This window comes from Pseudomonas sp. B7(2017), assembly GCF_002112745.1.
Taxonomy (GTDB): Bacteria; Pseudomonadota; Gammaproteobacteria; order Pseudomonadales; family Pseudomonadaceae; genus Aquipseudomonas; species Aquipseudomonas ekonensis.
Genome location: NZ_NEIP01000024.1, coordinates 53,115 through 70,006, shown reverse-complemented (window position 1 = coordinate 70,006; position 16,892 = coordinate 53,115). Strand labels below are relative to the sequence as shown.

At 68.5% G+C, this 16,892-nt stretch carries 6 protein-coding genes; 1 reads left to right on the top strand and 5 read right to left on the bottom strand.

Features of this window, described 5'->3' with window-relative positions; genetic code table 11:
* Positions 1 to 404: 404 nt before the first annotated feature.
* On the bottom strand, positions 405 to 1,379 hold the full coding sequence (hemB, locus tag CAG29_RS26720; protein WP_085579574.1) for a porphobilinogen synthase: 975 nt from the start codon (positions 1,377 to 1,379) through the stop codon (positions 405 to 407).
* Between the two features lie 194 nt (positions 1,380 to 1,573).
* Positions 1,574 to 2,272, bottom strand: coding sequence for a glutathione S-transferase family protein (locus tag CAG29_RS26715; RefSeq protein WP_085695402.1), 699 nt, complete (start codon positions 2,270 to 2,272; stop codon positions 1,574 to 1,576).
* A gap of 233 nt (positions 2,273 to 2,505) precedes the next feature.
* Here CAG29_RS26715 and CAG29_RS26710 point away from each other — a divergent pair, with 233 nt between their 5' ends.
* The gene (locus CAG29_RS26710; protein WP_085579570.1) at positions 2,506 to 3,180 is read left to right on the top strand and encodes a histidine phosphatase family protein; all 675 of its coding nucleotides are present in this window, start codon (positions 2,506 to 2,508) and stop codon (positions 3,178 to 3,180) included.
* A gap of 233 nt (positions 3,181 to 3,413) precedes the next feature.
* Here CAG29_RS26710 and mnmH read toward each other — a convergent pair whose 3' ends face one another.
* The 3 genes from mnmH to CAG29_RS26695 form a co-directional block, all read right to left on the bottom strand.
* Positions 3,414 to 4,517, bottom strand: a complete 1,104-nt coding sequence (mnmH, locus tag CAG29_RS26705) for a tRNA 2-selenouridine(34) synthase MnmH (protein ID WP_085695401.1) — start codon at positions 4,515 to 4,517, stop codon at positions 3,414 to 3,416.
* Complete coding sequence (gene selD, locus CAG29_RS26700; RefSeq protein WP_085657052.1) at positions 4,517 to 5,551, bottom strand: selenide, water dikinase SelD; 1,035 nt, start codon at positions 5,549 to 5,551, stop codon at positions 4,517 to 4,519. The genes mnmH and selD overlap by 1 nt, the downstream gene beginning before the upstream one ends.
* Before the next feature lie 195 nt (positions 5,552 to 5,746).
* Positions 5,747 to 16,264, bottom strand: coding sequence for an autotransporter-associated beta strand repeat-containing protein (locus CAG29_RS26695; protein ID WP_085695400.1), 10,518 nt, complete (start codon positions 16,262 to 16,264; stop codon positions 5,747 to 5,749).
* Positions 16,265 to 16,892: the final 628 nt, after the last annotated feature.

The window sequence follows — 16,892 nt, the reverse complement described above, 5'->3', positions numbered from 1 at the left end:
ATCCGGCCGTTCTTCAACTGACCCGGCCTTGCGGCGCCCGGACTGACGCCATCGCTGGCAAGTCGAATCGTCGCACCGCAGCTCCCACAGGTACCCCGGGTGTTTGCAGGATCCAGGTACACCACAAAACTTGTGGGAGCTGGCTTGCCAGCGATGAGGCCAGTTCAGCCGACATCTCTGTTGCCTGACCTACCGCCATCGCTGGCAAGCCAGCTCCCACAGGTACCCCGGATGTTTGCAGGATCTCCCACAGGTATCACGGGTGTTTGCAGGATCTGGATCCACCACAAAACCCTGTAGGAGCTTGCCTGCAAGCGATGAGGCCGGCACTGCCGACACCCCTGTCGCCTGACCCACTGCCATCGCCCGCAGGCCGGCTCCCACATCCAAGATGGAGGGGTCGGTCAGATCCCGGCCAGGGCCAGATCCATCGCGAAGTAGGTGAAGATCAGGTCCGCACCGGCCCGTTTGATCGCGCCGAGGCTTTCGCGCACCACGCGGTCTTCGTCGATGGCGCCGGCCTGGGCGCCGAACTTGATCATCGCGTACTCGCCGCTGACCTGGTATGCCGACAGCGGCAAGTTGGAGGCTTGGCGGATGTCGCGGATGATGTCCAGGTACGCGCCGGCCGGCTTGACCATCAGCGCATCGGCGCCTTCCTGTTCGTCCAGCAGCGACTCGCGCAGGGCTTCGCGGCGGTTCATCGGGTTCATCTGGTAGCTCTTGCGGTCGCCCTTGAGCGCGCTGCCGCCGGCCTCGCGGAACGGGCCGTAGAGGGCCGAGGCGAACTTGGTCGAATAGGCCATGATCGCGGTCTGGGCGAACCCGGCCTCATCCAGCGCCCGGCGGATCGCCTGCACCTGGCCGTCCATCGCCGCCGACGGCGCGATCACGTCGGCCCCGGCGCGGGCGGCGGCCACGGCTTGCTTGCCGAGGTTGATCAGGGTCTGGTCGTTGTCCACCTCATGGTTGTGCATCACGCCGCAATGGCCGTGGTCGGTGTACTCGCAGAAGCAGGTGTCGGACATCACGATCATTTCCGGCACGGCATCCTTGGCGATCCGCGACATGCGCGACACCAGCCCGTTCTCGCGCCAGGTGTCGCTGCCGTTGGCGTCCAGGTGGTGGGACACGCCGAACGTCATCACCGACTTGATCCCGGCGCGGGCGTAACGCTCGATCTCGCCGGCCAGCTTGCGCTCGGGAATGCGCATCACGCCGGGCATGCTCTTGATCGGCACGAAGTCGTCGATCTCTTCCTCGACGAAAATCGGCAGCACCAGATCGTTGAGGGTGAATTCGGTTTCCTGGAACAGGCTGCGCAGGCTCGCATTGCGGCGCAGACGGCGTGGACGTGCTTCGGGGAACTGACTGGACATGGGGCCTTTCCTGAAAACGGCGGATGAGACGAAAGTCGTAGGGGGCGAAGCTTATGCCTTGCGCAGGGCGGCGTACAAACCTGGATCAATCAAGAGTGCGTTACCGCGTGCGCAACAATGGGCTGCGGGAGTGAACCCGTTGCGGTGACGTCAGGGCCGTCATCGTGAGCAGGCTCGCTCCTACAGGGCGACCGTCAAGAAGGAATCGTGAGGCCCCGCACTACCGCCGGCCGCGCCAGAAAACGCTCCAGCACCCGGGTGACGTTGGGGAAATTGCCGATGCCCACCAGGTCCCCCGCCTCGTAGAAACCGATCAGGTTGCGCACCCACGGGAACGTGGCGATGTCGGCGATGGTGTAGCGCTCGCCCATGATCCAGTCGCGGCCTTCGAGCCGCTGATTGAGGACGCTGAGCAGGCGCCGGCTCTCTTCGACGTAGCGGTCGCGGGGGCGCTTGTCCTCGTAGTCCTTGCCGGCGAATTTGTTGAAGAAGCCGAGCTGGCCGAACATCGGGCCGATGCCGCCCATCTGGAACATCAGCCACTGGATCGTCTCGTAACGCAACGCGCCTTCGTGGGCCAGCAGCTGGCCGCTCTTGTCGGCCAGGTAGATCAGGATCGCCCCGGACTCGAACAGCGGCAGCGGCTGGTCATCCGGCCCGTGCGGGTCGAGGATCGCCGGGATCTTGTTGTTCGGGTTCAGCGACAGGAATTCCGGGGACATCTGGTCCTGGGTGTCGAACCCCACACGGTGCGGCTCGTAAGGCAGGCCGATCTCTTCAAGCATGATCGACACCTTGACGCCGTTGGGGGTCGGCAGGGAATACAGCTGAATCCAGTCGGGGCATTGCGCCGGCCATTTGCGGGTGATCGGGAACGCGGACAGATCGGTCATGGGAAGCATCCAGTCACAATTGAAGCCCCGATCATAATGGAGGCTCCGCCGAACCGTAACATCTTGTGGTTAGGCTGCCGGGGCACGGATCGAACCAACCGGGCCTCAGGGGACTCTGAGCGCACACACTTCGCAAGGAACGCCATTGAAGACAGGGAACACACCCGGCGCTGGAAGCCCGAGGTGCACAGGCTTGTCCGCCTTGACCGAATCCGCTGAAGAATCCTTTGCCCATGACGAACCTGATGAGCTTCGCCAAACGCTTCAAGCACCGCCCCTACGTGGCCCTGCCCTCCCTGCTGGCGGCCAGTGCGCTGTTCCTTTCGCTTGAGTCCAGCGAAAGCCGCGCGCAACCGGTGGACGGCACACAGACGCTGGTGTTCCTGCGCCACGCCGAAAAGCCCGCCGGCGGCCTGGGCCAGCTCAACTGCCAGGGCCTGAACCGGGCGCTCGAACTGTCGACCCTGCTGCCGGAGAAGTTCGGCAAGGCCGACTACGTGTTCGCCGCCAACCCCACGCGCAACGTCGAGGAAGGCGAGCTGGACAACACCTACAGCTACATCCGCCCGCTGATGACCATCAGCCCCGCCGCGATCCGGCTCGGCCTGCCGGTGAACATCGAGTTTTCCGCCAATGACACCAGCGACCTGGCCCGGGAGCTGATCGACGACAAGTACCACAACGCGACCATCTACACCGCCTGGTCCCACGGCTACCTGCCGGAGCTGATCAACAAGGTGGCCGGCAAGGCCGTGGGCGAGCGGCAGACCATCACCGACGACTGGGACGCCGGGGACTTCGACTCGCTGTACGTGCTGACCCTGACCTGGCACAACGGCAAGGCCAGCCTGCAGAGCCACAGCTACAAGCAGGGGCTGGACAACGGCAAGGCCACCTGCCCGACCTGAGTTCGCGGATCTGCGGCGCCCCCACTGACGCCATCGCCAGCAGGCTGGCTCCCACAGGGATCCGGGTGAATGAAGGGTCTGCAGTCACCCCAGAACCTGTGGGGTCAGCTGTCTTGATCTTGCTCTGCGGTTCCCTCACTGACGCTATCGCCAGCAGGCTGGCTCCTACAGTTCTTGCCTGCGACACCGATCTGGGTGGGAGCCAGCCTGCTGGCGATGGGGCGGCCACACCATCAGCGCCGCTGACTCGCCCGCGCCTTCAAGTACTCAACCACCGCGTCCCGCTCCCCCGCGAACTCGATCCGCGCGCCCTTCTTCTCGCGCTGGAACACGTACATCGGATCGTAGTACTCGCGCAGCAAGCCCTCGATCCAGCCGCGGTGCAGTTCCACCGCGCCGCTGCGGCCCTGCTCGGCCAGGGCCTGCTCCATCAGTTCCAGCATCCGCCGGTGCCGCTCGCCGCCCAGGCGTTTGTGCACGTTGTTGAGGCTGTCCAGCAGGCGTTGCGAGAACAGCGCGAACCCCGCCTCGCCATGCACCGCCGTGAACTCCGCCGACAGATCCACCACGTAATCGCACAGGATGCGCTCCACGCGGTGGTCGAAACGGTCCTCCAGCCAGACCATCGGGTACTGCTGCATGCCCTGGTACAGCGGCAACGGCAGCGCGCAACTGCCGACCACCCGGCTCTCGTCCTCCAGCACGAACTGGCCGATGCCGGCGTCGCGCTTCTTGAGGATGTCGATGGCCAGGCGGTTCTCGAAATCGATGTTCGACGGCTGGCCGGTGGCGCGCTTGCCGAAGCTCGATCCCCGGTGATTGGCGTGGCCTTCCAGGTCCAGGCCGTTGTCGAGCAGCGCCAGCGCTTCGGTCTTGCCGGTGCCGGTCATGCCGCCCAGCAGCACGAAATCGCACTGGGCCACGGCCTGTTCGAGGGTGTCGATCAGAAAGGTACGCATCGCCTTGTAGCCGCCGCCGACCCGGGGGTAGTCGATGCCGGCCTCGTCCCGCAGCCATTGCTGGGTGATCTGCGAACGCAGGCCGCCACGAAAGCAATACAGCAAGCCATCGGGGTGGGCCCGGGCGAAGTCGGCCCAGCCCTGGATGCGTTCGGCCTTGACCGCGCCGGACACCAGGCGGTAACCCAGTTCGATGGCGGCCTGCTGGCCGTGCTGCTTGTAGCAGGTGCCGATCCGTTGGCGCTCGTGGTCGTTCATCAGCGGCCGGTTGACCGCGCCCGGGAACGAGCCCTTGAGAAACTCGACCGGCGCGCGCGCATCCATCAGGGGCCGGTCGTTGAGGAAGATGTCGCGGTAATCGGTGCAGTCGAAGCGCATCAAACCACCTCGACCGCGTAGGTCTGTCGCTCGACCAGTTCGCCGATCGGCTCAAGGCTCAGGCCCAGTTCCGCCGCCACCGCGAGGAACTCGGCGTCGCCTTCGGGGGTGACGGCGATCAGCAGGCCACCGCTGGTCTGCGGATCGCACAGCACGCGCTTGTGCAGCTCCTGCAAGCGGCCGATCTTGCTCGAATAGCTGTCGAAGTTGCGCAAGGTGCCGCCGGGCACGCAGCCCTGCTCCAGGTAATGCTCGATGCCGGCCAGGCGCGGCACCCGGTCGTAGGCGATGCGCGCCGTCAGGTGGCTGCCGTCGGCCATTTCCACCAGGTGCCCGAGCAGGCCGAAACCGGTGACGTCGGTCATGGCCGTGACGCCGGCCAGTTTGCCGAAGCGGCTGCCGGGCTTGTTCAGGGTGCACATCCAGTCGCGGGCCAGGCCGATGTCGGCATGGCGCAGCTTGCCCTTCTTCTCGGCCGTGGTGAGGATGCCGATGCCCAAGGGTTTGGTCAGGTACAGCCGGCAGCCGGCGGTGGCGGTGTCGTTGCGCTTCATGTGGCGCTTTTCCACCAGGCCGGTGACGGCCAGGCCGAAGATCGGCTCCGGCGCGTCGATCGAGTGCCCGCCGGCCAGCGGGATGCCCGCCGCGTCGCACACCGCGCGCCCGCCGCAGATCACTTCCCGCGCCACTTCCGCCGCCAGCACATTGACCGGCCAGCCCAGGATGGCGATGGCCATCAGCGGGTCGCCGCCCATGGCGTAGATGTCGCTGATGGCATTGGTGGCGGCGATGCGGCCGAAGTCGAACGGGTCGTCGACGATCGGCATGAAGAAGTCGGTTGTCGAGACCACGCCGCGCTCGGCGTCGATCTCATACACTGCCGCGTCGTCGCGCGAGGCGTTGCCGACCCACAGTTTCGGATCGAGGTTCTGCGCCCCGCTGCCGGCCAGGATCACCTCCAGCACCTGGGGGGAAATCTTGCAGCCGCAACCGGCGCCGTGGCTGTATTGGGTCAGACGAATCGGCTCGCTCATGGACAATTCTCAGGCTGTGGATGGGGCGAATTCTAGCAGAGGCGCCCGCCGCAAATGTTTCACGCGCTGCCCGACCTGTGCTCGGCTCAGGGCCGCTCCGCGCCCCGGCGGGAGCAAGCTCCCTCGCCACATCAGCCAGAAACAGGCAAAAAAAAGCCGCCCTTGCGGGCGGCTGAAGCGCTCCGGCCATGAAAGTCAGAAGCCTAGGCTGAAGCTGATGGTCATCGCATGGTCGTTGCCGTCGCCGGACAGTTGCCCGGAGTAGCCGATCCCCAGTTTGCCGGTCGGGCTGATCTGGAAGTCCACGCCGGCCTCGACGATGGCGCTGTCCTCGGCGATCGGCACGCCCTGGGTGCTGAACGAGGCGCCGCCGTCGATGAAGGTCAGGTCGGCGTCGGGCTGGGTGTCGCCGAAGGCATGCCGCCAGCCGATGGCCGCCCGCGGCGTGAACTGCCCGCCGTTGGCCAGGGTGATCAGTTTGCCGGCGCGCACGCCAAGGGTGGAGAAGGTGATGTCCTGGTCGGCATCGGCCTTAAGCCGCCCCACCCCGCCCTTTTCCTTGGCCGAGTCGGTGTCGTAGTTGACGTAGGCCAGCCCGGCGAACGGCTCCAGCGCAATGCCGGCGGCCTCAAGCGTGTAGCCGACTTCGCCGAACACCTGGGCGCTGCGCGCGTCGTAATGGGCCTTCAACCGGTCGTTGTAGTTGCCGACGCTGACGTCGCGCTTGGTTTCGATGTCGTGCCAGCTGTAGGCCGCGCCGAGGCGCACCGCCAGGGCATCGAACTGCGAGCTCAGGTACGCCGCCAAGTGGTAGCTCTCGACCGTGGCGTCCGAGCGCCGATCGTGGGCATCGAGGTCGCTGCGGGTGTAGCCGGCGGCCATGCCTGCGCGCCACTGGTCGTCGAGCTGCTTGTCGGTGCCGAGCAGGAAGCCCGAGAGGTTGCGGTCGAGCTTGGCGCTGTTGCTGTCGCCGTCCGACTCGCCCCACGCGCCGAGCGCGCGGATCCAGCCGACCATCTCGCCGTGGCAGCCGTTGCTGCTCAACTGGTTGTCGCTCGGCGCCAGGGCCCGGCGCGGATCGTCCGCTGCGCTGCACGACGGCTGGCGCATGCGGTCGTTGACCGCGTCGCGCACATAGCGCGAATCCTCCAGCACGGCGCTGGCGGTGCTGGCGTGGATCTCCCCGGACAGGCTGTCGAACGCGTTGCGCGCACCGGCCACGCTGAGGTTGACGATCTCGTTCTGCAACGCCGCCCCCGCCGCACCGTTGCGCGAAAGGGCCGCTGCCGTGCTGCGCTGGTTGCCGGTGGCCGCCACATCGGCGAACGAATTGCCGTTGCGGCTGACCGCCAGGTTCACCGCATTGGCGCTGTACACCAGGCTGGTGTTGAGGAACGCGTACTGCGGCAGGTCCGCCGAGCTGAAGGTGCCGGTGACGCCGCCGCCCGCCGTGATCAGCGAATACACGGTGCTGCCGGAGAACGGCGCCAGGCTGTTGACCAGCAGGCCGCCGCCGAGGGTCGCGGTGCCGCCGACGGCCAGGGGCGTTGCGGTCGGCGAGCTGACCGTCAGCGCCAGCAGGCCGTCGGCGGCGTTGGTCAGGTTGCCGGTGACGCTCAAGGTGCCGTCGGTGCCGCCGGAAGCCACCACACCATGGTTCACGATCGCGCCGACGCTGCCGTTGCCGCTCAGCGCTGCGCCGTTGGCCACGGTGACTTGCCCGGCCAGCGAGGCGCGTGCCGCGCGGCTGCCGACCTGCAGCACGCCTTGATCCACCGACACCGCGCCGCTGAACGGCTGGTCACCGGTCAGCAGCAAGCGGCCGGTGCCGCGCTTGGCCAGCGCGCCGATGCCGCTGAGCCGGCCGCTGAACTGGCCATCGACGTTCTGCTGGAACACCAGCGAAGCGTTGTCGAGGATGTTGCCTTGCAGGCTGGTGCTGTTGCCGATCAACGTGCCGCCGCTGACCGTGGTGCCACCGCTGTAGGTGTTGGCGCCGCTGAGCACCAGCGTGCCGGCGTCGAGTTTTTCGATGCCGCCGGTGCCCACCAGCGGCGCGGAGATTTCCGCGCTGCCCCCGGCATTGACCCGCACCGGCGCCAGGCTGCCGTCCGGCCCGTTGACCGGGGTCAGGCTGCCGCCGGCACCCGGCGTCAGGCTGTAGCCGCCGACCAGGAACTGCAGGCCGGTGAAGGCTTGGTTGCCGACCACGCTGACCGTGCCGCCCTGCCCGCCGAACACCGCGAACTGGCCGTTGGCGCCCAGCGCCTGGGTGCCGGTGGGGTCGGTCCAGTTGGTGCCCGGGCCCCACACGCCGCTGCCGCCGCCGATGCTGCCGTCGGGGTTGGTCTTGCCGCCGTTCCAGAACTGCACTTCGCCCGGCGAGCCCTGCACCAGCAGGTTGATCTGGTTGGCGAAGGCGGTCTGCAGCGACAGGTTGCCCGTCGGCACCGGCAGGCTGCCGTAGGTCAGGCCGTTGTCGGTGAGGGTGCCACCGTAGCTGAACAGTTGATAGATCCCGGTGCCGAAGCCGCCGGCGTTGGTGATGTTGAGGGTGCCGTCCAGCGTGAGGTTGCCGGCGACGTTGACCACCGTGGTGGAACTGGCGGCCGAGCCGAGGGTGAAGTCCAGCACGCTGCCGGAGGACAGCGCCAGCGATCCGACCGACAGCGGCGTCGCCGTGACGCCGCCCAGCAGGGTCGCGCCGTTGGCCAGTTGCACGTTGCCGCCGAACTGCCCGCCGCCGCCGATCTTCGCCCCGCTGGCGACATTCACGCTGGCGCTGTTGAGCACGCCGTTGACCCGCAGCGTGCCGGCCTGCACGTCGGTGTTGCCGGTGAAGCCGTTGGTGCCGGTCAGCAGCAAGGCGCCGGTGCCGGTCTTGGTCAAGGTGCCGGCACCGGTGAGGTTGCCGGTGTAGGTGCCGTCGCTGTTCTGCTCGAAGGTCAGCGCCGCGTTGTTGACGATGGCCCCTTGCAGGCTGCTGGTGTCGCCCCGGGTGCTGCCGCCGTTGAGCGTGGTGCCGCCGGTGTAGCTGTTGGCGCCGCTGAGCACCAGGTCGCCGCTGCCGTTCTTCACCAGGCTGCCGTTGCCGCTGATGGCGCCGATCAGGCTGGTGTTCTGGTTGCCGGCCAGGGTGAGCTGCGCGCCCAGGCCGATGGCGTTGGCCAGTTGCAGTGCGCTGGCGCTGTCGAGGGTGGCGTTGCCCAGGACGCTGAGCGCGCCGCTGCCGAGTGCGCTGTTGTTGCCCAGGATCAGCGAACCGCCGGACAGTTGCGTGCCGCCGCTGTAGGTGTTGTTGCCGTTGAGGGTCAGGCTGGCGGCGCCGGCCTTGGACAGGCTGCCGCTGCCGCTCACCGTGCCGTCGAGGGTCAGGGCGTTGCTGCCGGCGATGGCCAGCCCGCCGTTGAGCACCACGGCGTTGGCCAGGGTGACGGCGGTGTTGCTGTCCAGCGCCGTGCCGCCTGCGGCGGTCAATGTGCCCGTGCCGAGGGCCGCGTCGTTGCCCACCACCAGTTTGCCGCCGTTGAGGGCGGTGCCGCCGGTGTAGCCGTTGGCGGCGTTGAGCACCAGGGTGCCGGCGTCGTATTTGCCCAGGGTGCCGCTGCCGTTGAGCGCCACGCCGAGGGTGGCGGTGGCGTTCGGGTCGACCCGCACGGTGGCGTTGCCCAAGGAACCGTTGACCAGATTCAGCGAACCCGCCGTGCCGTTCTGCAGGCTGTAGCCATCGGTGACGAACTGCAGGCCGGTGACGGTCTGCGCGCCGTTGACCGTCACGGTGCCCGCACTGCCCTGGAACACCGCGAAGCTGTTGCCCCAGGCCTGGTTGACGGTGCCGTTGACGTCGGTCCAGTTGGTGGTACCGCTGCCCCAGGTGCCGCTGCCGCCTTCGATGGTGCCGTTGCCGGTCAACTGGCTGCCGTCCCAGAACTGCACGGTGACGCCCGGTGCGGTGACCAGCAGGTTGATCTGGTTGCCGACGCTGGTCTGCAATTGCAGGTCGCCCGGGGTGACGCTGCCCGGCAAGGTGCCGAACAGCAGGCCGTTGTCGGTCAGGCCGCCGGTGTAGTTGATGATCCGGTAGACCCCGCTGCCGAAGCCGCCCAGGTCGCTGACGTTGAGGGTGCCGTCCAGGGTCAGGTTGCCGTTGACGTTGAGCAGCGCGCTGCCGCCGCCGGACACCGGCGCGCCGAGGCCGACATCCAGGTTCGAGTTGCCGCTGAGCGCCAGCGAGCCCACCGACAGTGCGCTGCCGGTGGCCAGGGCCAGGTGCCCGCCGTCGGCCACGGTGACCGCGCCCGCCAGGCTGCCGGAGCCGCCCAGGGTGCCGCCGCTGTTGACCTGCACATTGGCGCTGTCCAGCGAACCGTTGACCCGCAGGGTGCCGGCGCCGACCGTGGTGTCGCCGGTCAGGGTGCTGGCGCCGGTCAGGGTCAGGGTGCCGGTGCCCAGTTTGTTCAGGGCGCCGCTGCCGGTGAGGAGGCCGTCGAAGGTGCTGCTCAGGTTGTTGCCGCCGATGCTCAGCGACTGGCCGGCGCCGACGTCGGCGGTGCCGCTGCCGGTGAGGCTGGCGATGGCCGCCGAGCCGCCGAGGTTGAGGGTGGTGCCGCCCGCGAGGTTGACCCCGGCGTTGTTGCCCAGCGCCGCGTTGCCGACGGTGGTGAGGCTGCCGGCCTGCACGTCGAAAGTGCCGCTGAAGGTGTTGGCGCCGGTCAGGGTCAGGTCGGACGCGCCGTTCTTGGTCAGCGTGCCGGCCCCGGCGAGCACGCCGCCCAGGGTCAGGTCGTTGCTGCCGGCCACGGTCAGGTTGGCGTTGACGTTGACGTCGTTGCCCAGCACCAGTGTCGAGGTGTTGTCGAGGGTCGAGGCGCCCGCCACGGTCAACGCACCGGATCCCAGCGCGCTGGCGGTGCCGAGGGTCAGGGTGCCGGTGTTGAGCGTGGTGCCGCCGCTGTAGGTGCCGGTGCCGTTGAGGGTCAGGTTGGCCGCGCCGTTTTTCACCAGCCCGCCCGTGCCGCTGATGGCGCCGCCCAGGGTCAGGTTGTTGCTGCCGGCCACCGTCAGGTTGGCGTTGAGCACCAACGCGTTGCCCAGGGCGAACGCGCCGCTGCTGTCGAGGCTCGAAGCGCCGGCCACGGTCAGGTTGCCCAGGCCCAGGGCGGTGGCGCTGCCGACGGTCAGGGTGCCGGCGTTGAGCGTGGTGCCGCCGAGGAAACCGTTGGCGCCGGACAGCGTCAGGTTGGCCGTGCCGTTCTTGGTCAGGCTGCCGGCGCCGTTGATGGCCCCGGCCAGCGTCAGGTTGTTGCTGCCGGTGACGGCGAGGTTGCCGGCCAGGTTCACCGCGTTGTTCACCGAAACGGCGCTGGCCGCATCCAGCGTGGTGCCGCCGGCCGCGTTGAGGGTGGCGGAACCGAGCGCCGCGTTGGACGCCAGGATCAGCCCCCCGGCGTTCAGCGCCACCGGCCCCAGGAAAGCGTTGTTGCCGCCGAGGGTCAGGTTGGCCGCGCCGTTCTTGATCAGGCCGCCGGTGCCGCCGATCACGCCGTTGAGCGTCAGCGCGTTGCTGCCCGCCACGGTCAGGTTGCCGTTGAGGGTCACGGCGTTGCCCAAGGTGACCGCCGCGTTGCTGTCCAACTGCGTGCCGGTCGCCGCCGTCAGCGTGCCGGTGCCCAGCGCGGTGTTGCTGCCGACCACCAGTTTGCCGCCGTCCAGCGCGGTGCCGCCGCTGTAGCTGTTGGCGCCGTTGAGGACGAGGGTGCCGCTGTCGAGCTTGTTGAGGATGCCGCTGCCGTTGATGCCGACGCCGACCGTCGCGGTCACGCCCGGATCGACCCGCACCGCCGTGGTGCCGCCGGTGCCGTTGACGGCGGTCAGTTGCCCCGCCGTGCCGTTGACCAGGCTGTAGCCGTCGGTGGTGAACTGCAGGCCGGTGAACAGTTGCGTGCCGTCCACCGTCACGGTGCCGGCCGTGCCCTGGAACACGCCGAAATCGCCGGCCCAGGCCTGGTTCAGGGTGCCGTTGACGTTGGTCCAGTTGGAGCCGGCGGCGTTCCAGGTGCCGCTGCCGCCGTCCACCGAGCCGTTGGGCACGGTCTGGCTGCCGTCCCAGAAGCGGATGTTGGCGTTCGGCGCCGACACCAGCAGGTTGACCTGGTTGCCGACCGAGGTCTGCACCACCAGGTCGCCGAGGCCGAAGCCGACCGGCACGCTGGCCACGTCCAGGCCCAGGTCCGTCAGGCTGCCGGTGTAGTTGATCAGGCGGTACACGCCGACGCCGAAACCGCCGGCGTCGGTGACGTTGAGGTTGCCGTTCAGGGTCAGGTTGCCGCCGACGTCGATCAGCGAGGTGGTCGACGGCGCGGCCAGGGCCACGTCGAGGTTGCCGCTGGCGCCGAGGGTCAAGCCGCTCGCCGACAGCTGGTTGCCCGAAGACAGGGCCAGGTGGCCGCCGTTGGCGACGTTCAGCTGGCCGAGGACTGTGCCGTTGCCGGTGAAGGTGGCGCCGCTGCCGACATCCACCTGGGCGCTGGCCAGCGAGCCGCTGAGGTTCAGGGTGCCGCCGCTCACCAGGGTGTTGCCGGTCAGCCCGCTGATCCCGGTGAGGTTCAGGGTGCCGGTGCCGACCTTGGTCAGGCCGCCGCTGCCGCTGACGTCGCCGTCGAAGGTGCTGGTGGTGCTCACCCCGCCCACGGTCAGGGTGCTGCCGGCGCCGACCTGCACGCTGCCGCTGCCGCTCAGGCCGCCCACGCTCGCGTCGCTGCCCAGGTTGAGGCTGGCCCCGGCGCTGATGGCCGCGCCCGAGGTGTTGCCCAGCGCGCCGCTGCTCAGGGTCGAGACACTGCCGGCGAGGATGTTCAGCGCACCGGTGAAGGTGTTGCTGCCCATCAGCGTCAGGTCGTCGAGGCCGCTCTTGATGAGGTCGCCGGCGCCGCTGACCACGCCGCTGAGCACCAGGCTGTTGTTGCCGGCCACGGTCAGCCCGGCGTTGAGGGTGATGTCGTTGCCCAGCACCAGGGCCGAGCTGTTGTCCAGCGTCGCCGCCCCGCCGACGGTGAGCGCTCCGCTGCCCAGCGCCGCCGGGGTGCCGAGGGTCAGCGTGCCGGCATTGAGGGTGGTGCCGCCCTGGTAGGTGTTGATGCCGTTGAGCGTCAGGTTGGCCGTGCCGTTCTTCACCAGCGAGCCCGTGCCGCTGATCACGCCGCCCAGGGCCAGGTTCTGCGAACCGGCCACGGTCAGGGCGGCGTTGAGGGTGACGGCGTTGTTCAGGTTGACCAGCGCCGAACTGTTGTCCAGGGTCGCGGCCCCGGCGACAGTCAACGCGCCGCTGCCCAGCGCCGAGCTGTTGCCGACGGTGAGCGTGCCGGCGTTCAGCGTGGTGCCGCCCGCGTAGGCGTTGGTGCCGTTGAGGGTCAGGTTGGCCGTGCCGTTCTTCACCAGGCTGCCGACGCCGTTCACCGCACCGCCCAGGGTCAGATCCGCGGTGCCGCCGATGTTCAGGGCGCCGGCCACGTTCACGGCGTTACCCAGACTGACGGCGGTGTTGGTGTCCAGCGTGGTGTTGGCCGCCGCGTTCAGCGTGCCGCTGCCCAGCGCGGTGCTGTTGCCGACGATCAGTTTGCCGGCGTTGAGCGCGGTGTTGCCGAAGTAGGTGTTGGCGCCGTTGAGGGTCAGGTCGGCGGCGCCGTTCTTGATCAGCCCGCCGACGCCGGACACCGTGCCGGTGAGGGTCAGCGCATTGCTGCCGGCGACGGTCAGGTTGCCGCCCAGGTTGACGTTGTTGGCCAGGCTCGTGGCCGTGCTGGCGTCCAGCGTGGTGCCGGCCGCCGCGTTCAGGTTGCCGACGCCCAGCGCCGTGGCGGAGCCGACGATCAGCGTGCCGGCGTTGAGCGAGGTGGAGCCGGTGTAGGTGTTGTTGCCGGTCAGGGTCAGGCTGGAAGTGCCGGTCTTGATCAGCCCGCCGGCACCGTCGATGACGCCGCCCAGGGTGAGCGCGTTGCTGCCTCCGGCCGAGAGGTTGGCGTTGAGGGTGATGGCGTTGCCCAGAGTGACCGCACCGCTGCTGTTGAGGGTGCTCGCCCCGCCCACGGTCAGGGCGCCGCTGCCCAGCGCCGCCCCGTTGCCGACGGTCAGGCTGCCGGCGTTGAGGGTGGTGCCGCCGCCGTAGGTGTTGCTGCCGTTGAGGGTCAGGTTGGCCGTGCCGTTCTTGATCAGCCGGTTGGCGCCGCTGACCACGCCGTCCAGGGTCAGCCCGTTGCTGCCGCCGATGCTCAGGTCGGCGTTGAGCACCACGTTGTTGGCCAGTGCCACGCTGGTGCTGCTGTCCAGGGTCGCGGCGCCGGTGACCGTCAGATCGCCGCTGCCCAGCGCGCCGGCGTTGCCGACGGTCAGGGTGCCGGCGCTCAGGGTGGTGCCGGCCAGGAAGGTGTTGGCGCCGTTGAGGATCAGGTTGGCGGCGCCGTTCTTGGTCAGCCCGCCGCTGCCGCCGACCACCCCGCCGAGGGTCAGGTTGGCGCTGCCGCCGACGTTCAGGTTGCCGCCCAGGGTGACCGCGTTGCCCAGCGACACCGTCGTGTTGGCATCGAGCGTGGTGCCCGCCGCCGTGCTCAGGCCGCCGCTGCCCAGCGCCGTGTTGGCGCCGACGATCAGCGTGCCGGCGTTGAGCGAGGTGCCGCCGGCGAACCCGTTGCTGCCGCCCAGGGTCAGGGCGGCGGTGCCGTTCTTGACCAGCCCGCCGGCACCGTTGACCACGCCGTTGAGGGCCAGGGCCTGGGTGCCGCCGATGACCAGATTCGCCGCCAGGTTGACAGCGTTGGCCAGGCTCACGGCGGTGGTTGCGTCCAGTGTGGTGCCGGCCGCCGTGTTCAGTGCGCCGGTGCCCAGGGCGGTGTTGCTGCCCACGAACAGCGTGCCGGCGTTGAGGGCGGTCGCGCCGCTCTGGGTGTTGTTGCCGGTCAGGGTCAGGCTGGCCGCGCCGCTCTTGGTGAGGCCGCCCGTGCCGGAGAGCACGCCGCCCAGCGTCAGGTTGTTGCTGCCCAGCACGGTGAGGCCGCCGGTCAGGCCGACGTTGTTGTTCAGGGTGACGTTGGCGGTGCTGTCCAGGCTGGTGCCGGCGGCCGCGTTCAGGGTGCCGCTGCCCAAGGCGTTGTTGTTGCCGACCCGCAACGTGCCGGCGCTCAGGGTGGTGGTGCCGCTGTAGCCGGTGTTGACGCCGCTGAGGGTGAGGCTGCCGCTGCCGGTCTTGGTCAGGCCGCTGGCGCCGGTGAGCGCGCCGCTCAGGGTCAGCGCCCCGGCGCCGCTGGCGGTCAGGGTGCTGTTGAGGGTGATGGCGTTGGCCAGGTTGACGGTGCCGGGCGCTGTCAGGGTCGCTGCGCCGCCGATGGTGACGGTGCCGCTGCTGAACGCCTGATCGTTGCCCACCTGCACGCTGCCGGCGTTGATCGTGGTGTTGCCGGTGAAGGTGTTCGCCGCCCCCAGGCTCAATTGGCCGGCGCCGGACTTGGTCAGGCCGCCGGCGCCGGACAGCACGCTGGTCAGGCTCAGGTCGTTGGCGCCCTGCACCGTCAGGCCGCCGGCGCCCAGGGTGATCAGGTTGCCCAGGCTCAGGCCGGCGCTGCTGGCCTGGAGGATCCCGCCGTTCGAGGTCAATACGCCGCTGCCGAACGCCGCGTTGTTGTTGAACTGCACCACCCCGCCGTTGAGGGTCGAACTGCCGCTGACCACCGGCCCCTGCAAGGTCCAGGTGCCGCTGTTGACGGTGAGGTTGTTGAAGTTGACGTAGGTGGCGCTGGACACCGTGCCGCTGCCGCTGGTGCCGCCGCCTACGCCGAGGGTGTTCTGCAGCACCAAGGCGTTGGTGCCGCCGGCGCCGCCGTCGATCTGCCCGGTCGGGGCGAACGTCAGGTTGACCCCGATCAGCCCGCCGAGGCCGACGGTGACCTGCACGCCGTCGCCGACGTTGACGCTGGAACCGGTCACCGCGGTGAAGGTGTTGGTGCTGTTCGCCCCCATCGACACGCTGCCGGTGATGCTGCCGGTGTTGGTGAACGTGTTGCCGGCGGCGGACGTCTCGAACGCCACCCGGCCCTGCACGCTGCCGTTGTTGGTCATGCTCACCGTCGAGCCGCCGTACACGCCCACCACCGGGGTGTCGGCCAGGCTGATGCCGCCCACCGACAGGCCGGTGGAGGTGATGGTGCCGTTGTTGGTGATGCTGGTGGTGCCGGCGGCGGCGTTGTTCACGCCGATGCCCAGGCCGTCGATGCTGGTCAGGTTCAGGCCCAGCAACATGCCGGTGCCGCGGATGATGCCGCTGGCGTTGTTGAGGACGTTGACCGTGCTCGCCGCGCCGGTGCCGATGAACGCGCCGCCGCTGAGCACCGACACCAGCCCCAGCAGCGCCGGGTCCAGGGTGCCGGAGTTGTTCAGGGTGATGTTGACCCCGGTCAGGTCCAGCACCCGGCCGCCGAGGGTGGCGTTCATTTGCGCGCCGGCGTTGACGTTGACCGTCAGGCCGTTGGCCGCGCTGGCGTAGTTGTTGAGGAACAGCGGCAGGCTCGGCACGCCGGTGCAGGTCACGGTGGAGCCGGCCACCGAACAGGTGGCGAGCGCCGGTTGGCTGACGCCGCCGAACAGCAATCCGGCGACGCTCAGGTGCACGGCAAGGGACAGTGGGGAAAAACGCGAAACGAGGGCGATAGCGGACCTTGCGTGCACGGGCTACTCCTTGTCGTGGCCAAAATCTTCCTTGAGGGGCGTGCTGGCGCATCGCTTATTCCGCACGCGAATCAAGACTGCGACGGTCATCACAAAACCGTGACATTCCCGACACACGCTAGTTGATGCCCCGCGATGGGGCATTCTTCAAATGGTGTTAATACTTTGGCGCTAGATGCTTTTGAAATATGGATCCAGATCCACGGCCTGCGCGGGGTTCGGGCCTTTTTTGGGGAGCCTGCCTGGTGGCGATGGCGGTATGTCAGGCAACAGAGATGTCGGCCGTCCCGGCCTCATCGCTGGCAAGCCGGCTCCCACAGGTTTTTTGTGGTGGGCACAGACCCTGCCAGCACCCCGGAGACCTGTGGGAGCCAGCCTGCTGGCGATGGCAGCGTGTCAGGCAACAGAGATGTCGGCCGTCCCGGCCCTATCGCTGGCAAGCCAGCTCCCACAAGGTTTGTGGTGAACGTAGATCCTGCAAACACCCAGGATACCTGTGGGAGCTGGCTTGCCAGCGATGGCGGTGGATCAGGCACCGGCGATGCCGGGTTGGGATGCCAGATCTGCGGGCTCTTTGAAAACTGGTACGGCTTGTGCAAACGTTTGCGGGACGTTTATCCCGGCCATT